We start from the raw sequence: 19,726 nt of genomic DNA, 5'->3' as shown, positions 1-19,726 counted from the left end.
GACAATGCGCTAAGTTATTTCGTCTCGATGAGTCGCTGACTGCAGCGGGAACACTGAGGGCTCTATCCAAAGAAGATCACGGTTTTTTATTGCAAATTATGATCTGAAAATAAAGGAATCCAGATCAGTCTTAGGCCCATGCATACACATTTATTAACTAACCAAAATGATCGGGCAACATAATATGTATTTAGAACTCATCACTTAGGAGGGGGAAAATGGGGGACGAGAGTAAACTAAAAATATGGGTCATGACAAATGAGTTTGAACCTGAAATTGTAGGAGGACTCGGGATCGTCGCTACCCAGCTCACGAGAATGTTGAGCAAACTTGGTGCAAAAGTAACGGTTCTGTGCCCCGGGAATTCGGATCGATTAACGACATCAAATACTTATGGCAATTTGCGCATTCTCAGATTCCCCAAAAATTCAAAGTATTTTAATCGAGCCAAGCATTCATTTATAGCCGAAGCCATCATAAAGAGCGCATTCGCTAAGGGGGGAGGCAAGCCTGATATTATTCATGTGCATAGTACGGAATTTGCGTATACTGCCAAGGCAGCTGGAGAGCGATTTGATCTCCCTATCGTCTACACCTGTCATTCATTGGCATCACAAGGCATTTCTTCGCTTCCTGGTAAACAACAGACCACACTGATACGCACTGCAAATCGAATTATTGTACCGAGCCGCTGGCAGGCCAAAGTAACAAGGAGGCTTTATCCTCGAATTGACGGAAATAAGATGATCGTTATCCCCCACGGCGTTGTTCCTGTCACGAAGGGTTCAACAATAGGTTTTTCGCATAAATTGCTTTATGTAGGAAGATTGATTCCATCAAAAGGAGTTGAGCCCTTAATTAAAGCTGTTGGCCTTTTAGCCCAGGAAAATAGCAAAATCCATTTAACTATTGTTGGAAGCGGCAAAGCGAGTTATAGGAACAAGCTGCGCTTCTTGGCAAAACAAGCTGGAGTCGAGAAGCGAATTCGTTGGGCCGAAAAATCCCCACACAAAACAGTTCAACGGATGTACGGTTCTTATGGAGCCGTAATTAATCCTAGCAAAAAGGAATCGTTCTGCTTGGTCGCACTGGAAGCTATGGCAAATGGCGTTCCGCTTATTTCTACAACATCTGGGGGCATGAAGGAATTTGTAACCCCCCAAAACGCCAAAATCATTCATTCAGTTGATACCACCCATATTGCCCGAGCCATCAAGGAATTTTGGAATAACCCGGAACAATCAAGAAAGCGAACAATCCATGCCCGTACTACTGCAGCCCAGTACAAATGGCCAGTAATAGCCAGGAAATACCTTTCATTATTTTCGGACTTGAAGCGGGGGAAGCCATAGCATGAGTGAATATTCTACAATCCATGTTAAAAAGTTAGTGAAACAGTTTGGAATCAAGGCAAGTGCACAAAAACGTATCCGTGGAGGAATATATCAAATTGTGACTGCGGACGGGCGAAAATACAGCTTGAAGCGTATGCCTAAACAGATTGCGCGGTTACGATGGATTGATCGAATGTTAATGCACGTCCAGCGTAACGGTCCACTCCTTGCTTGGCGTAATCCCCAAACCCCGGAAGGTCGAAAACCTCATGCAGTTTCGCAGAAGGGGGAGCTCTTCGTACTGACGCCTTGGATTTCCGGGAGAGAACCTTCTCCGCGTTCACTTGCGGATATGCGGTCATGTGGTATTGCATTAGCCAGATTTCATAAAGCAGGGCAAACCGCGCTTAAGGGAGACATTTCCCAAAGCGAGATCGGGACATGGTATTCCAAACTGGATAAACGGCAACGATATATTCAAAATAAGATTTCAAAAGCAAAAACAAATAGCTTTAGTGTGCCTATTAGTCGATTTATCCAACGGCATGGACCAGAGATTCTGCGTTATGCGAATCAAGCAAAAGCATTGCTGCGAAGCAGCAGATATGAGGCTTACCGACAAAGTCCCCGACAAAACGGAGTCTTGTGTCATGGGGATGGTGGGCCGAGTAATTTTATTATGAATGACAAAGGGACGTACCTTATTGATTTCGAAACCTTGCATGTCGATCTTCGCGCTTATGACTTATATCGGGTTATTTATAATTCCAGCAAAGATTACCGTTGGGATTTTTCGATCGCAAAAGCAATTTTGGATGGTTACCGCAAAGTAGCGAATCTAAAAAAAATCGATTATGAACTTATTCGTGTCTGGATACGATTTCCGTTTACGACTTATTTAGTGCTTTCCCCCTTCAAGAGAATTCCGTTTACAGAAAGTCGGTTACAGTGGGCACTTGAAAATGAGCGGAGAATCAGCTCATTCCTAAAAAAATTAGAAGAATATGAAACGAAACATTGCTCTACACGAGGACATTAAAGACGTAGCGGGCCTAGAAATTTTTCATGAAGACAAAAATCAATTAAACTCAAACATGAAAATGTGCTTGCTTGACGATGAATTACTAATATTGGCGCAGCGGCTTCCGTAATTTCACCCGATAATAGTAAGCCCCAAAGCGTATCTCCTGAATTTCACTCTAGCGTAGCGGTCAGACGATCATACGGTAGTGAAGATGAACAGCGCCGCTTCGGAAGCGGCGCTCACCAAGCAGCACGAGCCGCATGCGGAGGTTGTCCGGCAATGCTCGCTGTCTCCCAGTACACCATCGACTCGTACATTCGACTTCCGCATAAGTAGGTGCCAATTGGCCGCTCGAAGTCCGTCCAGAACGCAACACCTCGTCATCGGAGACGGTCCCATCGATATTGCCATGCTCTCCTCAATGAACCGTCCAAAGATACGTTACCAGCGAAGATATTAATACATATTGGAAGTTTCTACCTTTAGCTCAACAAATAAAGTGGCCCCCGCGCCTTCGCTTGGGATACGTCCTCCACATTATTTTCCGTTTCCAATGACTAATAAAAAACCTGCGCACGGAGAATGTAAGCGATGCCGTTATGGCAACGCTTTTTGATTGGGTGGATTTTGAAAAAAAACGCCGAAAAGTGGATACAAGAATATCACAATAAGTAATTGTATAATTTTAACAGGTTACATTTTTTTAATATTTCTATTGAATTTTATATTTCTGTAGTTTATAACTGATTGAGTAGGGTTACGTATCACTTGGCTCCTTGGGCCACAACAAAATCTTTTCTCACTTTTAGGGAGGACTTTTATGAATAACAACACGAACAACATCAAGAGAAGCCGAATCGTCAAAGTTTTAACTGGAGTCGGTCTAAGTCTTTCCATTGTTTTATCCGGAAGCATGCTGCTTCCTGCACAGCCTGCGCATGCAGCTACTGCGTCCGCAAGTTCCATTGCAGATAGTGTAATAAAAACAGGCAAACAATTCCTAGGCGTTCGTTATCAGTTCGGTGCCCCAACTGGGCGAACGAATGAGTTCGATTGTTCTTCTTTCACTCAATATATTTTCAAGCAAAATGGCATCAATCTTCCCCGGTCCTCGAGACAGCAGTCCCAAGTAGGTACGCCAGTTTCCAAAGATCAGCTGCAGCCGGGAGATTTAGTTTTTTCAGATACAAATCGGGATGGGGTAATTAATCACGTAAGTATTTATATGGGTAACGGACAGTTGCTGCATACCTACCGGGTCGGCATTGGCGTTACGATTTCCAATTTTGCAGGAAGCGCTTGGGATCGTACCTTTGTGAGTGCACGCCGCGTCATTCCTAACCATGGACAAGCTTCTGCAGCATCTCTGCCTAACTAATACAACCTCAAACTACTCAAGTTTCTCATGCGAAAATACAATAACATGTTTCCTGGCATGGGAGAGCATCCGATAGATCGGATTCAGAGAACAAGGGGAGAATAATATACCTCGAATGTAGCTCACAGATGGTTAGAAACCCTGTCCTTTTTTAAAGGAACAGGGTTTTTATCAATTCAAGTCTTCAGATGATATTGTGAGGCTGGCTCTTTAATAGATACAAATACATAAGCATGTTGTTTTTCTCGATCTGAATTGCACCGTCTTCGGTGCCTTTTTTGTTTTCTGGAACGTAATCAATGATTTCGGCGAGAGTGATTGTATTATTTTCCTTTATGGGAAGTTAGTCTATACATCAGGGCTTTTTAATGAATATGCTCTTTGTATCTGGATCCCAACATGAGAAGGGGATGTTAATGACCATTGGAAAAATGAAGAAGTATAGGGAAATGTTACAGGTCCCTGTCTTACGTCCACATTTGCCTGAAACTGTCTGGATGACGGAAACAAGGATTTTACGGATGCTCCAAATATATCCCTCTGTCTTTATAAAACCCAATCACGGGAGCGGTGGTAGCGGAATTATCCGTGTGAAGAGATTGGGAAGGGGATTTGAGGTTCGTTGCGGTTCAAGTCTGAAGATTGCGGGACGTTCCTCTGTCTTAAAAGCGATTCGCTCGTACCGGAAATCAAGGCATCGGTATCTAGTGCAGAAAGACCTACGATTAGAGAAGTATCATGGGAAAATTTTTGATATCCGTGTATACCTGCAGAAGCCAAAGAGCAAATGGATCATTTCGGGTATGGCCGCCCGTGTTGCCGCCCCTCATAAATTTGTGACCAATTATCATAAAGGAGGGCATGCGGAACCTTTGCGAAGGGTCCTCATGAGTCTTTTTCAGAATGACCACTCCAAAGTGGACGCCTGTATTCGTAAAATAGAACAATTATCCATTACCATTGCCGAAACGGTTAATAAATGGCACCCGATTCATGAACTAGGGGTGGATCTTGCCCTAGACAAGAACGGCCACATTTGGATCATTGAAGCGAATTCGCATCCGGGCCATATGTTGTTTACTCAACTCTCCGATCACACAATGATCAGAACCATTATGGAAAACAAACGATCCATGAGGATCAAAGCTCCATATTGATTATTTTAAAGGGAAGGAGCAAAGTTTCAATGAAAAAAACAAAGGAGCTTAGAAACTTGATCAACTCCAAAAAACTGGAATTTATTATGGAAGCTCATAATGGTTTGTCTGCCAAAATTGTTGAGGAGGCGGGATTTAGGGGGATTTGGGCGAGCGGATTATCCATCTCTGCAGCGATGGGAGTAAGAGACAATAACGAAGCCTCCTGGACCCAGGTGTTGGATGTTCTTGAATTCATGAGTGATGCGACGTCCATCCCGATTCTGCTGGACGGGGATACGGGGTATGGCAACTTCAATAATGCAAGACGCCTGGTCAAAAAGCTGGAGCAACGGGATATTGCAGGGGTTTGTATCGAAGATAAGCAATTTCCCAAAACGAACTCATTCTTAAACGGACAATTGCAGCCGATGGCCGATATCGATGAATTTTGCGGTAAAATCAAGGCCATGAAAGACGCGCAAACCGACGACGATTTTATCGTTGTAGCCAGAGTGGAAGCCTTTATTACAGGGAGGGGACTTGGCGAAGCGCTGCGGCGGGCGGAAGCGTACCGGAAGGCAGGAGCCGACGCTGTTCTCATACACAGCAAGAGGCCGGACATCACGGAAATTGAGGCATTCATGAAGGAATGGGCGGGAAGATTGCCCGTAGTTATCGTACCTACAAAGTATTATTTGACTCCAACCGACAAGCTTCGGGAGCTGGGGATTAGCCTTGTTATATGGGCGAACCATAATTTGCGATCATCCATTCAAGCGATGGAACAGGTATCCCGCAGAATTTATCAGGATGAAAGTCTTGTTCAAATCGAAAAGGAAGTTGCAACGCTGGAAGAAGTTTTTAGGCTTCAAGGGGCTGAAGAGCTGGAAGCTGCGGAACAACGATATCTCCCGGCAACACAGTCCGACTCGAATGAGGGGATATAATGGATACGAAGATATTTGGGGAAGAACTCCGGAAATTAGGATTTACTTTTTTCAGCGGTGTACCTTGCTCCTACCTGAAAAGTTTAATCAATTACTCCATCAACGAATTCGATTATGTTGCAGCAGCCAACGAAGGTGATGCGGTGGCCATCGCATCCGCGGCTTATATAGGGGGGCAAAAATCCGTTGTACTCATGCAAAATTCAGGGCTAACCAACGCTGTTTCGCCGTTAACATCCTTAATCTACCCCTTTCGAATTCCGTTGCTGGGATTTGTCAGCCTTCGCGGAGAGCCAGGGGTTCCTGATGAGCCCCAACATGAGCTTATGGGCAAGATCACGACGAATCTGCTGGAATTGATGGACGTGGAATGGCAATATCTATCCGGAGATTTGGAAGAGGCCAAGAAACAGCTGATTCAGGCCAATGAGCAAATTTCCCGGAATCGGCCATTTTTCTTTGTAGTCAAGAAAGGGACCTTTGACGCAGAGCCTTTAAAAAAGCAGCAAAACTCCATTCGTTCAAACCGGATTCTACGGTGTGCCCATAAAGACAATCAGATGCCTGCGCGGCATGAGGCATTAGCTGTAATCAATTCGGTGAAAGACGGGGATACGATTCAGCTTGCAACCACAGGCAAAACAGGACGGGAATTGTATGAAATAGAAGATGCAAGCAACAATCTGTACATGGTCGGCTCTATGGGGTGCGTCAGTTCTTTTGGACTTGGGCTCGCCCTAAGTCAGCCTGGCAAGAATATTGTCGTGATTGACGGAGACGGCTCTTTATTGATGCGCATGGGAAGTCTTGCGACAAATGGGTATTACAGCCCCAATAACATGATTCATATTCTTCTCGATAATAACGCTCACGAATCAACAGGAGGGCAAAGCACGGTATCCCATAATATTGATTTCGTGAACATTGCCGCTTCCTGCGGTTATACGAGGGCAATCCATGTCCACAACCTCGAAGAGCTGAAAGCTTGTTTACAAGAATGGAAAAAGACTAAAGGTCTTACTTTCCTTTATATGAAAATATCCATGCAGTCCAAAGATCAACTTGCTCGCCCAAGCATAAAGCCTCATGAAGTAAAAGAACGTCTGGAGCGATTTATCAAAAACGACCCCTTAATGATCAAGGAAGTGGATGGTTCATGAGTTCTACCGTAAAGAGAAACATTTTGCTTACTCCAGGTCCGGCAACGACTACAGATAGCGTGAAATGGTCACAGGTGGTTCCGGATATATGTCCCCGTGAAGCCGAGTTTGGCGAAATCATGGAGCATATTTCCACAGAGCTTACCTGTTTGGTTGCGGACCCGAACCATTATCAGACCATATTATTTGGTGGGTCGGGCACTGCAGCCGTTGAATCGATGATCAGTTCCGTCCCTGGAAATGAAGCTGTAGTTATTGTTAATAATGGCGCTTATGGAAAACGGATGTGCGAAATCGCCGCGGTTTATGGAATCGATTATTTGGAATTTAAAAGTCCCTTTGACGATGCGATTCATTTGGCTGACTTAGAGCGTTGCATTCAATCTTCCGGACGAAAGATATCCCATCTTGCCGTCGTGCATCATGAGACGACGACCGGCCTTTTGAACAATGTGAAGGAACTTGGGGTATTATGCAAAAAGTATCATATCGACATGATGGTAGATGCCATGAGTTCATTTGCTGCCGTTCCGATTGACTTGAAGGAAATGAACATTTCCTTTTTGACATCCAGTTCGAACAAGAATCTGCAGGGATTGCCCGGGGTTTCGTTCGTAATCGCTGAGAAAAGTAAGTTGGAGAGTTTGAAGAGCAGGAAACCCAGAAGTTATTATTTGAATTTGTACGCCCAATATCAATATTTTGCGGAACATGCGCAAATGCGGTTTACACCGCCGGTACAGGTATTGTATGCGCTTAGGCAGGCCATAGAGGAATTAAAGCAGGAGGGTGTGGCAAAACGTTACGAAAGATACATGGCATCCTGGAAAACTTTAATCAGTGGTCTAAAAAGGCTGGATTTAACCTATATCGTCCCCGAAGCGCATCACTCCAAGCTGATTACATCCATTCATGAACCTTATGCAGAGTTTGACTTCCAATCCATGCATGATTTTTTCTATAGCAAAGACATTATGATTTATCCCGGCAAATTGGAGGGTTTAAGGACGTTTCGAATTGCCAATATCGGGGACATTACGTCCAAGGATATCGAGTATTTTTTGGAATTGCTTGAAGATTATCTGGATGGCATTGAAGTGAACAAGTGAAAGGTGGAGTCCAATGGGATCGGTAACAAAAAATAAATGGTTAAAATATTTGTTCTTGAAAAGGTATCCCCCCCTTGCTCCTTATTTACCTGAAACGCGGAAGATGAGTCCACATTCCTTCTGGACGCTTTTGGGAAAATACCGGCATGTCATTGTTAAACCCGTTTGGGGGAGCCGCGGACGGGGCGTCATTCAAGTCTCAGATTTGGGGAATGACAATTATGCCATCCATTACGAGCGTATGGAAACGGTGAAACAGGGAAGAGAGAATACCTATCGGTATATTAAAAGAATAATCAGGTCTGCCGCCTATATGGTTCAACAGAGAATTACTCGGCCGACCATAAATAATCGCCCCTTTGATATGAGGGTCATCGTTCAACGCAAAAAACATTCTTCAAGATGGGTAGTTACTGGAAAGGTAATCAAGGTGGCAGGCAAAGGGTACGTTGTATCCAACAATACGCGGAGTCATGGACAACTGCTTAGGTTTAAGCCGGGCATCCAACATTCTTCCATCGGACACTTGCCTATAGCCGCATTAGAATACCAAATCGATAAGGTTTCGCTTCGTTCCGCGAAAAGATTAAACGCATTGTTCCCCGGACACCGAATTTATGGCCTGGATATTGCAACTGATCCGTATGGGCGTGTTTCCATTATTGAAGCCAATCTTTATCCGGCCATGTCTCATTTCCTTAAACTGAAGGATGGGGTAACGTATCGCCGAATACTCTCTTATAAAAGAAGTAAATATATCCACTATCGTTAAGTAATCGAATCATAATATGAATAACCTTTATTTTTCCGACTTATCCAGCCGTCTCGAACCAAACTCCTCGTATTTCTCAACCAGATTATTTAATTAACCATTAACGCAACGACGAAAGATTATAGGGGCTGCACGATTTATTACGAGGCAGCCTCTATTTGTTTTAACCACTTAAATCTTACGTTCGATTAGAATACAGTAGCAACGCGGGAGGAGAAAACATGCGTAGAATTATTGCCGTTATCTTGCTTATCATCGGAACGTGCTTTCTGATTTATGACTTCGCCAGACAACAAGTAATCCTAAAAGAAGGACTAAAAGAAACTAATACACTGACTACGCAATCATCAGGAGCAGCAAATCCGGAAGAGAACAGTACGAAGGAATGTATCACACCTCACTCCCACGGCCATTAGAACGGATCCAGAACAGAATGATCTCATTGGGTTATACTATCACGTTTCCTAATGGGCCCCGGTCGACCAAAGCTATTTGTGACTCAGTCAATACCCCTTGCCTTGATGGTGGAGGAGTTCAGCAAGTCCTGAGATCATCATATCCGGAAGTCCTGGATACTGAATGTGGGGGATATCAAGCCACAGGAAGGCGAGATGACGATTTTTATTCGTTATGCACGTAGAAAAATACCTATCCGCTTGTTTTCAGGGGCATTTTTAATGGGGGTCGGCATCCTTTTTAAAAGGAGGATAAAAAAATGTAAGACGACAAGAACATACACGCTTAATAGCCGCGCTTCTTTTGCGATGCTTCACACTAAAAAGACAAGAACTTGCGCCTTATTACTCGAAAAGGCGGCGCAGGGTCGTTCCCTACGCCGCCTATCTAAAATTACATTCCGTTAATCAATTAGATCAAACTTAAAGCCTTCAACATGGCCATCAGCATCGTAGCTGCTTCGGCTCGGGTCAACTGGTCCTTCGAGTACAGTTGATTATTGCTCCCGACGACTACCGTCGACTGAATGCAAGCGGCGGCCGCTTCCTTGGCCCAGGTGCTGACGTCCGTTCCGTCCTGAAAACCTTTGAGCGTACTCTCGACTTGATTACTTGTGAGACTCGGGGACTTGCCCGCGAGTTTCATCGCTTGAGCTATCATGACCATGGCTTCCTCCCGTGTAATCTTACCGTTCGGCCGGAAGGTGTTATCCTCGAAACCAGAAATTAAGCCATTTTCCTTAGCGATCGTATTCCTTCTGCCTTAAACGACAGTGATCTCCTTTTTTCACTGAATGGTTCTTATATCGACATTATTTTAGTTATCGCTTACCCAAATAATCGCTTTTTGTGGGATTCATTGGCGGGTAAATGGCGCAAATCCTTTTTTATTAATGGGCTTTGTTATATCAGTAATATTGTAGATTTGCGTAACGCTGTTCTTAAGTAACTTTGTAATGTAAAATTATTAATGTATTGGAGCGCTCCTATGCGGACTGCGCATTTTACAACGAGGAGGAGAGACCGATGGTCAAATCAAAAGCTCCCAAGAGACCGACAAGGGATGAATTTGTATTAGAGGAGATAGGCAATCAGCTTACAGAGGCTTATCAAGAAGGGTCAGAAATTCTACTTACTGTGTGGGGTTGGGATGAGCCAGTAAGGGGTCAGATAGATCAAATGGACTCTCGGACTGGAAAAGTACACATCAAAAAGGATGGAGTTATTACCAAGGTCCCTTTTATGGATATCATGGAAATTAACTATCCTAGAGATTAGATTTAGTGAGAGGGAAGATTTGTAGATGAGTAATCTCATGTGAATCTTGGAGGGATCAAATGACCGAAGTAGGGCGGGAAACGAATTCCTTTTAATTTATTATTGCAGTTTTATTTTTTCGCCATAATTTAACTGGAAAAAAGATCATGATCATTGGTGGGGAACTTATAGTACTTGGCTTAGTTTTTAATTTAATTGTAGATTTTAAATTTAGATTTCCAAGCTTAAGCTTCATAGTCATTTTGTTAGGTACCATTACATGTTTCATTGGATTATGCAGAAAAGATTAACAACTGAAAAGATAAAAATAAAGACAAGTTCTGTCCAATGAAAAGGTTAATTGTTACTTTTAGAGTAAGTCGGATAGAGTTGATGAAATGTCAGTACCAATCAGCTATAAGGGTTCAATAGAACAAATGGTGAGAGTCGAATTGTCATATTTTAATGGGATGTTTTTTAAAAGTGAAATCCATAGCCAGAAGAGGAGTAAGATAAATAAGTAGGTGTCCTGCGTAGGCGATCGCCCGCATTAAGAATTGCCAAATGGAAGTTAACTTACGATGCTGAAAGTAACACCTATATCTGCCCGGAAAAACACCAACTGACATACCGGACAACCGACCGGAAGGATTACAGGCAGTATGCGTCAGACCCTGAACTTTGCAAGACTTGCCCGATGCATGCGCAATGCACTCATTCCAGGAACCACCTGGGTTTCGCTATTGCCGTTTGCGCGGACTCTCCAACGTCACGGAACAAGGTTTGATGACGGCCGCCGTGAAGAATATGAAGAAGATGGCGATCCACCTGGATCGCCTGGAAAAGAGGGGGTAACCCTTCTTTTTTAGGCTTTTTAGCAACTGCAAATGAAAAAAAGAGAAACCCAACGTCTTAAAGACGTGGGTTTCTCGACAATCTGAGGAGCTCTCAATGAGCTCCTTTATTTCGCTATATTGAGAATGTTCAAGATGGGAAGGAATGTCACGCCTATCTTTACATTCTTGACAACGTATCAATCGTATTGCCTACTGGTTCTATCGTGCCAAGCGCTTCTTCCGGCTTCGTCGACAGCTCGCCGGCGAAATCGAAGCTGAAGACGTTGTACATCTCGTGGATCAGCGCAATCGCCGACAAAATTGTCGGTCTCTATTAATAAAACATACGATAAAGGCACCTCTACAGGGTGCCTTTATTTACATGCTGAGCGAAAAATCGGGAAGCTTCGGGAGCGCATGATGCTTGTACAGTAGCACAATGGACTAAGGCTTCCTTTGAAGGGATTCGCTGAAAATGGCTATTGACAAATTATTTCAGGTTCCAATATGATGGTAATGAAAACGTTTAACGTATATCGATTACAAGGAGGAGGATCTTACTTATTCGATTGCTGAAAGTGTGTGGGTTTATTGGTGCAAGCCAAAACTACAATAAGAATTACCGAGTTAAGCATGGGGGTTGAAGTGAATGGCGATTCAATATGGAATTCTTGCACTCTCCTGGATTGGCGGAATGGTCAAACGAGTCCGGACGGACTGCTTGCGAACCAGCGCGCTTCACGGGCAGGCTACGATCTGTTGGAGGTCTCACCGGTAAAGCCTGACATGACACTTTTGACGCGAATTTCGCATATGGGTTGACTTTGCGACAAAAAGGAAAGCGGTCTAATGTTTGCAACGACTTGACAGATCAATACTTTGAGGTGATCCCAAATGAGTGAAGTGAAAGTGAAAACGGTTCGAACGCCGCAATTGGAAATTGCTTACGAAGAGGAGGGAGCGCCAGAAGGCTTCCCTGTTATCCTGATGCATGGTTTCCCCGATGACGTTCGTGTTTGGGATGGGACGGCGTCAATATTGTCTTCGGCAGGCTACCGGGTATTGATGCCGTACTTGAGGGGTTATGGTCCGACTCGATTTATCGATCCGGATACGCCAAGGGTTGGGCAGCAGGCTGCATTAGGGCTGGATTTATTGCAATTCATGGATGCTTTGCGGCTCGAACGGGCGTCTATAGCCGGGTATGATTGGGGATGTCGAGCCTGTTGCGTCGCCGCGATCCTGAACCCGAAACGAATTCGAGCTCTGGTAGCAATCGGCGGTTATGATGTCCACGATGTGTTCTCTCCTCCTGAGCCAGCTCCTCCGGCCCTGGAAGCAGAATGCTGGTATCAATGGTACTTTAATACGGAGCGAGGAAAAGCGGGACTGGAAGCTTATCGAAGAGAGATCTGTCGAAAGTTGTGGGAACGCTGGTCGCCTAGCTGGCATTTTGACGATCTTACCTTCGAGCGAACGGCCCAATCATTCGAGAATCCGGATTTTGTACAAGTGGTGATTCAGGAGTACAGGCATGTTCATCGAAATGATAACGGTGATCCTGCATTCGTCGAGACTGAAAAGTATCTATCGACATTACCGCAAATTGAAGTTCCTGCAATGGTGCTGCACGGAGATGAAGATACGGTCCACCCTCTCTTCCGATCGGAAGAACTGATGTCCAAATTTCTCGAAGGCACGGAAAGAAGAGTGGTCCGCGGAGCAGGACATTTTCTGCCGCGGCAGCGCCCTGATGCGGTTGCGGAAGCGTTAGAATCGCTGCATCTTCATCATCCCTCACTTGTAAAATCTCGGAGGTATCCGCATGTTTAAAGCAATTGCATTTGATATGGATGGAGTTCTTATCGACACAGAATCTTCAGTCAAGGAATTCTGGAATCAGGTCGCCACTGGATGTGGTATCCGCTTGAGACCTTCGGATTTTAATCAATTTATCTATGGGTGTCAAGCTTCCTATACACTGGATCGTCTATTCCCTAAGCTGACTTCTATCGAACGTGCTGTGGTTCTTTCCAAACTTGAATCGTATGAAGCAACGATGACCTATCAGGAAATCATCGGCGTATCAACATTTTTGGCGTCATTACGCGAGGCGGGTGTAAAGACCGCGCTCGTAACGAGTGCTTCTGCGTCAAAGGTGAACGAGGTCATTTACCAGATGAAATGGCAGACTTACTTTGATGTAATCGTTACAGCCGAGCACATCGCTCAAGGAAAACCTGCTCCAGACTGCTATCTTCTGGCTGCCGAACGGTTGAACGTCGACCCCGGCAGTTGCATTGTGTTCGAAGATGCCAGTAGCGGTGTTCGTTCAGCGGTGGCGGCAGGAATGTATGTTGCAGGTGTTGGTCTGGATCGATTATTGAAGGGCGAGGGAGCGGCGGTTGTCGTCGATGACTTCAAATCCGTCAAGCTGGTGAGCAAGAATGGCGGGTCAAGTAAGAGCCATATTCATATTGGGGAAGTCAGCGTGCCAATTCGGACCTCTTATAACCGTACACTGGGTTCCGGAAAGGAATGACCGGATGACTACCATACTGTGTTATGGCAATTCAAATAAGGGAGCCGGTGAGTTGGCGGACATCATAAAAGCCACTCCGTTTGGAGCTAATGACAACCCCCGGCCTCGATTCTCGTGGTTCCACCGTCTATCGGAAAATTATGTGAGGCAACCAAATTGTTTTTAAGGTGCTCAGTTCCGATAGAGCGATTTGGTGAAGTGTTACAAAATGCGATCGAAATGTTGCGCATCATGGAAGCATCTTATGAGTCATCCATAAGCGGACGGACCATACTTCTAAGCTAGACTCGGGTAGCAGTTGTTTGCCGGATGATTAGTTGCGGCTCAACAACGGATTCGCTTTGCGCAATCGTATCAATCGCTCCATCGATAAAGCCGGTGAGCAGGTCGATTGCCGTTATGGCAAGTTCTCGCGCCGGCTGCTTCACGGTTGTGAGAGGCGGAAAGGAATCCGACGCTTCTTCAATATCGTCAAATCCAATAATGGACAGGTCGTCTGGTATTCGCTTGTTTAGATACCAAGCCGCACGGATTGCGCTCAGGGCGTACTGATCCGACGTGCAGAACAGGGCCGAGGGAGCTTTGCGACATTCAAAGAGCGCTTTGGAACGTTCGAAAGCGGTATACCGGTCGCGCGCGTCTAGAATATGGCTTTCGTCTGGCTCAAAACCACGGTGCTGCAAGTAATCTTTAAATGCTCTCAATCGTGTCCTTACTCCACCGTGCTCTAGATTCCCAAGAAAACCTATACTGTGGTGACCCAGCTCGATTAAATGATCGAGAGCTAGAAGAACCCCTTTTGCATCATCTGTTCTTACCTGCGGAATGGGCAGTGAACGGTCCCCGGTAATCGATACAATTGGGGTACCGCTTTGTTTGCTGCGTTCCAGAAGGGAATGAGTGGACAGATTTCCAATTAGTACGAGACCATCGAACCAATGGTTTATCATGAAATTCAGCTGACGCCCTGCAGTATGCGCATCGTAATCGGCGTGTCCCATAAGCATTTCCATTCCTTTATCGTGAGCGGCTTTTTGCACTTCACGTACGAGAAGCGATAGGAAGGGGTCATGAATGTCGCGAATGATCGCACCGATGACTCCTGAGCGCTTTGATCGGAGAGCAGCGGCGAAGGGGTTGGTCTGATAACCGAGTTCTTGGGCCGATTGCAGCACTTTTTGCTTTGTCTTTTCACTGATCTTTATACTTCCATCACGGTTGTTTAGCACTCGTGATACCGTTGCAAGCGAAACGCCGGCCTTGGCCGCCACATCGGCAATCGTAATATTAACCATTAATATCAACCTTCCCATGTATTCTACTTCTTTAGGATATCAAAAAGCATTTAGATTGCAACATTATACGTATAACGTTTTCTTTATTGTTCTGATATCCTTTTGATGTACAAGTAAAATGATGCGAAGGGAGCGCAAAAAATGCGCAGAACAGGACAATATTGTAGGGGGATTTTATGCTTATCAGAGCGATTGAAGCTGGAGGTACAAAGTTTGTATGCGGTATCGGTAATAAGCATGGAGTCATATTGGAGAGTGCAGCTTTCCCAACAGAAAGCCCCGGATCTAGCCATGAAGAAAGTGATCGTGTACTTCCGCCGTAAACCAACCAATCGACGCTATCAGAATTGGTACTTTCGGTCCGTTTGAGCTTGAAAGAACAAGCCCGCGCTATGGAGAAACTACGACTACACCAAAGAAGCAATGGGTCGGTTTCAATATTTTAAAGTAAATGCAACAATTTGGTGTACTGGTTGGATTCGATACGAACGTCATGCCACTGCATTACTGATTATTCGGTGTTGGATGAGTTTCTCAATATGCACGTAAACATTTTGCATGCATGCTTGATATAGTTGGAGAACATGCCGGGGGGCCGTTGACGGGGGAGATTCAATGTAACTATAATGGTATTATTGGAAGGGGGGGGGCCTCGCATGACCATCGACAGCCGTTATACGATCGCGCTTCGGCATCCGCGGAGAGCCGCTCATCAATGGGGGGCGGAGAAGCGCCGACCGAGAACAGCTTCTGGCTCGGAGATGCCGACCGACCGATGGGTCCGAACGAGGGAGTCATCGGAAAAGGGAATCGGTCGCAGGAGGCGTCCGAGGAAGCCGGTCGGCCGTTTGAATAAGCCGAAAGGCGGTATTTTCTGCGGCGATCAATGCAACTGATTCAGTAGCATTGAGAGTGAGTGACAGTGGGATCCCTAAGCCGCTGTATTTGTTTTATAGGCCGACGGAGGGGGCGCATCTCGGTGTTCAATGCAACTGATATGGTTATGTTGACGTTGAGAAGATCTCTGGTTCCAGCCGCGAATGAACCTGGTTATAGTTTTCATTGTAACTAATTTAATTACATTGATAAAAGTCGAAATTGGATAAGGTGAGATTACGATGGACAAACGGATTTTTTGGTTGGCTGACATTATAACATACTATCGGAGGAGACCCGAGATGCCTGTATCTTCGTTTCTAGTCTATATTTTAGTGAGCACCTTTACCCCGGGCCCCAACAACTTTATGGCGATGCTGTTTGCCCACCAGTACGGTTTTCGACGCACGATCCCATTTTGTCTGGGTGTTGGCGCCGGTTTTTTTGTCGTTGCGCTGCTGTGCAGTTACTGCAATCTGTTGCTTAAACATCTCATTCCCGGCATCCGGTGGTGGATGACGATTCTGGGAGCGGCCTATATGCTGTATCTCGCCGTTAAAATCGTGTTCCACCGCAAGAAAGCCGCGAGCAGCAGAGAGGACAAAAACAACCGCTTTCTGACGGCGGTGCTTCTGCAGTTTATCAATCCCAAAGGAATATTGTACGCCATAACGTCCGTATCGACCTTTATTCTCCCATACTATTCTTCCCATCTGGCCTTGATCAGCTTCTCTTTGTTTCTGGCACTCTTAAGCGTGATAAGCACCTTCTGTTGGAGCATGTTCGGCTTTATATTTCAGCGATTGCTGTCGGCGTACCAAACCCCGTTTAACATCGCGATGGGCCTGCTTCTCGCATACAGCGCGTTTTCCATCTTAATCGAATAAACGCACAGCGCCCTTCCTGCATACCATCCACAGAAACTAGCAACACAGAGACTAGCACGCATAAAGCGCCAGCGCCACTTTCCACAGCAAGATCAGGTAACGGCCCACTCTCCATTCTTATATAAAAAGGAGGTGTCCCCGGCTCCTTCTCTATGTTCGTATTGATCCGCTTTACAGTGTTCCGCTCCAGTCATGCACCATGCTGCCTTCCAGGAACTTCTCGCAGTCCATGGCGGCCATGCATCTATTACCGGCAGCGGAAATCGCTTGACGGAAGCGCACGTCCTGTACGTCGCCGCAGGCGAATACGCCCGGAATGTTCGTTTCGGTCGTTCTTGGATTCACCTGGATGTAGCCGATTTCGTCCGTCGTAATCTGGCCGTCGAGGGTCTTGGTGTTCGGCATATGGCCGATCGCCACGAAGACGCCGGCCGGGGTGGTTGGACGTATATCATCCATGCTTGGCGATTCCAATGCGGCGCTGTCGGGGTGGATAGAGAAGGCTTCACAGTTCATTGGTCATGCAAAACGGTATCGGTAATCAAACCGCTGTGGTCAGAAATTTTTGCACCGTCCAGGAGGTCTAGAGCTAGTTTGAAGATGAGTTTAAAAATAGCGAAAAGGAGTGTTGATATGAACTTCCATATGAATGAAGCCATTGAGATTTTGGAGCGCACGCCGGAAACTTTGGAGTGCTTCTTATCCGGTCTATCCGAGGGATGGCTGCATAGCAATGAAGGGGAAGGAACCTGGAACCCGGTTGAAGTCGTTGAGCACCTCGTTGAAGCGGAGAAGCATAACTGGATCCCGCGGATAGAATCCATTCTTGCGGAAGGGGAAAACAATCCGTTTCCCGTATTCGATCGTTATTCCCACTTGAAGGACACGTCCGAGAGAACCGTTGAAGAGGCATTATCAGAGTTCCATGCCATCAGAATGGCGAACATATCCAAACTGAGGGCGGTCGTCAATCCCCTCGATCTGGAAAAGACCGGACTGCATCCGGAATTCGGCGTCGTGAAGTTAAGGGAGCTCCTCTCTACATGGGTTGTTCATGATTTTACGCATATGGCGCAAATTGTTCGGGTGATAGCGGAGAGATACCGGGCTGACGTTGGACCGTGGAGTGCATATTTAGGCATTTTAAAAAGGAGCTGATTTCTTCTGCTTTCGAAGAACTGCCTAGATCTCTTTAGCTTTTAACCCCTAATTTGAAGGTAGGATGGTGTCGGCGATGAAGCCGAGATCGAGGCGAAATACCATCAAGCAAGTTTAGGATCGAGGTACGATTAGGTCACGTGCAGTCGTTAAGGATAATGGAGTAAAAATGGAAAGTCAGTATCCCCAAAAACTTCAGGGAGTGAGAAGCTTTCAGGTCGGAATATAACCAAAAATGATTTAAAAAAGGATGCCTAGATAAGGAATACACACTTACCATAAAAAGATTAAGAGAAGTTAGCGAATTAAAATTACAATTAATCGACGACGAGAGGGATTTCTGAAATTCTGCGCTGTTCCTTAATAGTAGACGTCCTGGTTCTCAACCGCAGTTTAACGATATGAACACCCAATAGGAGGACTACAATGCCCGAAATTCCCAAAATAAGAAGAGGAAATTGGAATGACTACAAGCTCAAGCAATAATAAAAGAATCAGGTGTCAGGAAATTCATTGTTAGATGGGTTCGTCAGGGCCGAATTGCCTGATACCGGACGAAAGCAGTTGGAGGATTAGCTTTACTACAAAGATGCAGGAGGGAATAAAGGTATGAACAAAATTCAGGAGTTTAAAGTACTACATCAATCAAACGAGCTTTTATTGTTAGGAGTTGCTTGGGATTTGTTTTCTGCGTTGTCTCTGGAGAAAGCCGGATTCAAAGCTATCGGTACAACCAGCTGGGGAATAGCGAAAAGCTTGGGGCATCCGGATGGTGAAAGAATTGAATTTGACACAATACTAAATCGCATAAAAACGATATTGGATCATGTGAACATCCCTGTTTCTGCCGACATAGAGTCGGGTTATGGAAAAGACGAGAAAACGATCGTCGAGAATGTAATGAAACTTGCTGATATAGGCGTTGTGGGGATCAATATAGAGGATTCTCGCAAGAATCAAGCAGTACTCAAACCATTGAACGAACAATGCAGGCTTTTATCGAAAATCAGAGGGGCACTAGAGAATAGTGGCTATAAAGATTTTTATATTAATGCAAGAACAGATACCTATTTGCTGAGTATTGATCCGTTCAACGAAACGACAGTCCGGGCGCAAGCCTATGTGGAAAGCGGCGCAAGTGGAATTTTTGTTCCTGGATTGAAGGACGATAACGAAATTAAAGCGGCTGCAGAGCAAATTGCCGCGCCTCTAAACCTTATGTCTGTGCCAGGGCTTACAAGTTGTAAAAAGCTCCAAGAACTTGGCGTCAAGCGGCTAAGTCTCGGCGGCGCCTTATATCGGAAGCTTCAATCATTACTAGATACGTGCACGGCTCAAATTTATGAATCTCAGGATACGTCTTTGCTATTCGATTAAATGAAGAAAGGATAACGTAAAAGTTCCACAACGATTTACTGAATGTGTGCGGCAGTTCGCGAACGGCGCGCGCGTCGTGTGGGCGTTCCATACGTCGACGTGGGAAGCTAAAATAGAGGGATCGTGAAAGGCACTTAATTAGGTGCCTTTTCCTTTCACTCTATAGATGATTCCTCATTA

20 protein-coding genes and 2 pseudogenes are annotated in these 19,726 nt (G+C 45.3%); 17 read left to right on the top strand and 5 right to left on the bottom strand.

Translation table 11 applies throughout. The features are described 5' to 3' along the window. Nucleotides 1–218 precede the first annotated feature (218 nt). The 9 genes from ABIE48_RS15440 to ABIE48_RS15400 all read left to right on the top strand — a co-directional run bounded on the left by ABIE48_RS15440 (nucleotide 219) and on the right by ABIE48_RS15400 (nucleotide 9,279). Nucleotides 219–1,352 carry a glycosyltransferase family 4 protein gene (locus tag ABIE48_RS15440; protein ID WP_192714012.1) on the top strand — a complete coding sequence of 378 codons (1,134 nt, stop codon included), beginning with the start codon at nucleotides 219–221 and terminating at the stop codon, nucleotides 1,350–1,352. Between the two features lies 1 nt (nucleotide 1,353). Next, nucleotides 1,354–2,373, top strand: coding sequence for a phosphotransferase (locus ABIE48_RS15435; RefSeq protein ID WP_192714013.1), 1,020 nt, complete (start codon nucleotides 1,354–1,356; stop codon nucleotides 2,371–2,373). A gap of 805 nt (nucleotides 2,374–3,178) precedes the next feature. Then, entirely contained in the window at nucleotides 3,179–3,736 is a 558-nt protein-coding gene (locus tag ABIE48_RS15430; protein WP_192714014.1) for a C40 family peptidase, read from the top strand. A 416-nt stretch (nucleotides 3,737–4,152) separates the two neighbouring features. After that, nucleotides 4,153–4,893: a YheC/YheD family protein gene (locus tag ABIE48_RS15425; protein WP_192714015.1), complete on the top strand. Its 741-nt coding sequence runs from the start codon at nucleotides 4,153–4,155 to the stop codon at nucleotides 4,891–4,893. Between the two features lie 29 nt (nucleotides 4,894–4,922). Continuing rightward, nucleotides 4,923–5,822 (top strand): phosphoenolpyruvate mutase, encoded by a 900-nt coding sequence (aepX, locus tag ABIE48_RS15420; protein ID WP_145019025.1) that lies wholly within the window; start codon nucleotides 4,923–4,925, stop codon nucleotides 5,820–5,822. Continuing rightward, nucleotides 5,822–6,982, top strand: coding sequence for a phosphonopyruvate decarboxylase (gene aepY, locus ABIE48_RS15415; protein ID WP_145163930.1), 1,161 nt, complete (start codon nucleotides 5,822–5,824; stop codon nucleotides 6,980–6,982). Before aepX ends, aepY begins: the two co-directional genes overlap by 1 nt. Continuing rightward, complete coding sequence (locus tag ABIE48_RS15410; protein ID WP_192714016.1) at nucleotides 6,979–8,091, top strand: 2-aminoethylphosphonate aminotransferase; 1,113 nt, start codon at nucleotides 6,979–6,981, stop codon at nucleotides 8,089–8,091. Before aepY ends, ABIE48_RS15410 begins: the two co-directional genes overlap by 4 nt. Nucleotides 8,092–8,104: 13 nt before the next feature. Beyond that, nucleotides 8,105–8,863, top strand: coding sequence for a YheC/YheD family protein (locus ABIE48_RS15405; protein ID WP_145019034.1), 759 nt, complete (start codon nucleotides 8,105–8,107; stop codon nucleotides 8,861–8,863). 221 nt (nucleotides 8,864–9,084) lie between these two features. Continuing rightward, nucleotides 9,085–9,279, top strand: a complete 195-nt coding sequence (locus ABIE48_RS15400; RefSeq protein WP_192714017.1) for a hypothetical protein — start codon at nucleotides 9,085–9,087, stop codon at nucleotides 9,277–9,279. Between the two features lie 451 nt (nucleotides 9,280–9,730). On the opposite strand, the gene ABIE48_RS15395 is transcribed toward ABIE48_RS15400, so the two are convergent. Together ABIE48_RS15395 and ABIE48_RS15390 are read right to left on the bottom strand one after the other, a co-directional pair. Then, on the bottom strand, nucleotides 9,731–9,979 hold the full coding sequence (locus ABIE48_RS15395; protein ID WP_186325809.1) for a hypothetical protein: 249 nt from the start codon (nucleotides 9,977–9,979) through the stop codon (nucleotides 9,731–9,733). 18 nt (nucleotides 9,980–9,997) lie between these two features. Further along, a pseudogene (locus ABIE48_RS15390) lies at nucleotides 9,998–10,066 on the bottom strand (S-layer homology domain-containing protein); the annotation flags it as partial. A 278-nt stretch (nucleotides 10,067–10,344) separates the two neighbouring features. Here ABIE48_RS15390 and ABIE48_RS15385 point away from each other — a divergent pair. Together ABIE48_RS15385 and ABIE48_RS15380 are read left to right on the top strand one after the other, a co-directional pair. Continuing rightward, complete coding sequence (locus ABIE48_RS15385) at nucleotides 10,345–10,596, top strand: YolD-like family protein (protein ID WP_145019040.1); 252 nt, start codon at nucleotides 10,345–10,347, stop codon at nucleotides 10,594–10,596. 508 nt (nucleotides 10,597–11,104) lie between these two features. After that, nucleotides 11,105–11,362 carry a transposase gene (locus tag ABIE48_RS15380; protein ID WP_192715264.1) on the top strand — a complete coding sequence of 86 codons (258 nt, stop codon included), beginning with the start codon at nucleotides 11,105–11,107 and terminating at the stop codon, nucleotides 11,360–11,362. 227 nt (nucleotides 11,363–11,589) lie between these two features. Here ABIE48_RS15380 and ABIE48_RS15375 read toward each other — a convergent pair whose 3' ends face one another. Further along, nucleotides 11,590–11,730, bottom strand: coding sequence for a hypothetical protein (locus ABIE48_RS15375; protein ID WP_186325810.1), 141 nt, complete (start codon nucleotides 11,728–11,730; stop codon nucleotides 11,590–11,592). 575 nt (nucleotides 11,731–12,305) lie between these two features. Here ABIE48_RS15375 and ABIE48_RS15370 point away from each other — a divergent pair. Both ABIE48_RS15370 and ABIE48_RS15365 read left to right on the top strand, forming a co-directional pair. Further along, nucleotides 12,306–13,244, top strand: coding sequence for an alpha/beta fold hydrolase (locus tag ABIE48_RS15370; protein WP_192714019.1), 939 nt, complete (start codon nucleotides 12,306–12,308; stop codon nucleotides 13,242–13,244). Next, nucleotides 13,237–13,953: an HAD family hydrolase gene (locus ABIE48_RS15365; RefSeq protein ID WP_192714020.1), complete on the top strand. Its 717-nt coding sequence runs from the start codon at nucleotides 13,237–13,239 to the stop codon at nucleotides 13,951–13,953. The genes ABIE48_RS15370 and ABIE48_RS15365 overlap by 8 nt, the downstream gene beginning before the upstream one ends. A gap of 281 nt (nucleotides 13,954–14,234) precedes the next feature. Here ABIE48_RS15365 and ABIE48_RS15360 read toward each other — a convergent pair whose 3' ends face one another. Continuing rightward, nucleotides 14,235–15,248, bottom strand: a complete 1,014-nt coding sequence (locus tag ABIE48_RS15360; RefSeq protein ID WP_192714021.1) for a LacI family DNA-binding transcriptional regulator — start codon at nucleotides 15,246–15,248, stop codon at nucleotides 14,235–14,237. A 715-nt stretch (nucleotides 15,249–15,963) separates the two neighbouring features. On the opposite strand from ABIE48_RS15360, the gene ABIE48_RS15355 reads away from it, so the two are divergent. Continuing rightward, nucleotides 15,964–16,104: a hypothetical protein gene (locus ABIE48_RS15355; protein ID WP_186325811.1), complete on the top strand. Its 141-nt coding sequence runs from the start codon at nucleotides 15,964–15,966 to the stop codon at nucleotides 16,102–16,104. A 322-nt stretch (nucleotides 16,105–16,426) separates the two neighbouring features. Further along, nucleotides 16,427–17,011 (top strand): LysE family transporter, encoded by a 585-nt coding sequence (locus ABIE48_RS15350; protein WP_192714022.1) that lies wholly within the window; start codon nucleotides 16,427–16,429, stop codon nucleotides 17,009–17,011. Between the two features lie 171 nt (nucleotides 17,012–17,182). On the opposite strand, the pseudogene ABIE48_RS15345 reads toward ABIE48_RS15350, so the two are convergent. Continuing rightward, nucleotides 17,183–17,440: pseudogene (locus ABIE48_RS15345) on the bottom strand (NAD(P)/FAD-dependent oxidoreductase); the annotation flags it as partial. Nucleotides 17,441–17,644: 204 nt separating this feature from the next. On the opposite strand from ABIE48_RS15345, the gene ABIE48_RS15340 reads away from it, so the two are divergent. Together ABIE48_RS15340 and ABIE48_RS15335 are read left to right on the top strand one after the other, a co-directional pair. Continuing rightward, nucleotides 17,645–18,169 (top strand): DinB family protein, encoded by a 525-nt coding sequence (locus ABIE48_RS15340; RefSeq protein WP_192714023.1) that lies wholly within the window; start codon nucleotides 17,645–17,647, stop codon nucleotides 18,167–18,169. Between the two features lie 609 nt (nucleotides 18,170–18,778). Then, the gene (locus ABIE48_RS15335; RefSeq protein ID WP_192714024.1) at nucleotides 18,779–19,546 is read left to right on the top strand and encodes an isocitrate lyase/PEP mutase family protein; all 768 of its coding nucleotides are present in this window, start codon (nucleotides 18,779–18,781) and stop codon (nucleotides 19,544–19,546) included. Nucleotides 19,547–19,726: the final 180 nt, after the last annotated feature.

This window comes from Paenibacillus sp. OAE614 (assembly GCF_040546645.1).
Lineage (GTDB): Bacteria > Bacillota > Bacilli > Paenibacillales > Paenibacillaceae > Paenibacillus_AQ > Paenibacillus_AQ favisporus.
This window is presented reverse-complemented; position numbering and strand designations above follow the sequence as displayed.

What these genes read in the sequence shown, in the direction of transcription:
- ABIE48_RS15440 (WP_192714012.1), top strand. Translation starts at nt 219, where the DNA reads ATGGGGGACGAGAGTAAACTAAAAATATGGGTCATGACAAATGAGTTT.
- ABIE48_RS15435 (WP_192714013.1), top strand. Translation starts at nt 1,354, where the DNA reads ATGAGTGAATATTCTACAATCCATGTTAAAAAGTTAGTGAAACAGTTT.
- ABIE48_RS15430 (WP_192714014.1), top strand. Translation starts at nt 3,179, where the DNA reads ATGAATAACAACACGAACAACATCAAGAGAAGCCGAATCGTCAAAGTT.
- ABIE48_RS15425 (WP_192714015.1), top strand. Translation starts at nt 4,153, where the DNA reads ATGACCATTGGAAAAATGAAGAAGTATAGGGAAATGTTACAGGTCCCT.
- aepX (WP_145019025.1), top strand. Translation starts at nt 4,923, where the DNA reads ATGAAAAAAACAAAGGAGCTTAGAAACTTGATCAACTCCAAAAAACTG.
- aepY (WP_145163930.1), top strand. Translation starts at nt 5,822, where the DNA reads ATGGATACGAAGATATTTGGGGAAGAACTCCGGAAATTAGGATTTACT.
- ABIE48_RS15410 (WP_192714016.1), top strand. Translation starts at nt 6,979, where the DNA reads ATGAGTTCTACCGTAAAGAGAAACATTTTGCTTACTCCAGGTCCGGCA.
- ABIE48_RS15405 (WP_145019034.1), top strand. Translation starts at nt 8,105, where the DNA reads ATGGGATCGGTAACAAAAAATAAATGGTTAAAATATTTGTTCTTGAAA.
- ABIE48_RS15400 (WP_192714017.1), top strand. Translation starts at nt 9,085, where the DNA reads ATGCGTAGAATTATTGCCGTTATCTTGCTTATCATCGGAACGTGCTTT.
- ABIE48_RS15395 (WP_186325809.1), bottom strand. Translation starts at nt 9,979, where the DNA reads ATGATAGCTCAAGCGATGAAACTCGCGGGCAAGTCCCCGAGTCTCACA.
- ABIE48_RS15385 (WP_145019040.1), top strand. Translation starts at nt 10,345, where the DNA reads ATGGTCAAATCAAAAGCTCCCAAGAGACCGACAAGGGATGAATTTGTA.
- ABIE48_RS15370 (WP_192714019.1), top strand. Translation starts at nt 12,306, where the DNA reads ATGAGTGAAGTGAAAGTGAAAACGGTTCGAACGCCGCAATTGGAAATT.
- ABIE48_RS15365 (WP_192714020.1), top strand. Translation starts at nt 13,237, where the DNA reads ATGTTTAAAGCAATTGCATTTGATATGGATGGAGTTCTTATCGACACA.
- ABIE48_RS15360 (WP_192714021.1), bottom strand. Translation starts at nt 15,248, where the DNA reads ATGGTTAATATTACGATTGCCGATGTGGCGGCCAAGGCCGGCGTTTCG.
- ABIE48_RS15355 (WP_186325811.1), top strand. Translation starts at nt 15,964, where the DNA reads ATGGGGGGCGGAGAAGCGCCGACCGAGAACAGCTTCTGGCTCGGAGAT.
- ABIE48_RS15350 (WP_192714022.1), top strand. Translation starts at nt 16,427, where the DNA reads ATGCCTGTATCTTCGTTTCTAGTCTATATTTTAGTGAGCACCTTTACC.
- ABIE48_RS15340 (WP_192714023.1), top strand. Translation starts at nt 17,645, where the DNA reads ATGAACTTCCATATGAATGAAGCCATTGAGATTTTGGAGCGCACGCCG.
- ABIE48_RS15335 (WP_192714024.1), top strand. Translation starts at nt 18,779, where the DNA reads ATGAACAAAATTCAGGAGTTTAAAGTACTACATCAATCAAACGAGCTT.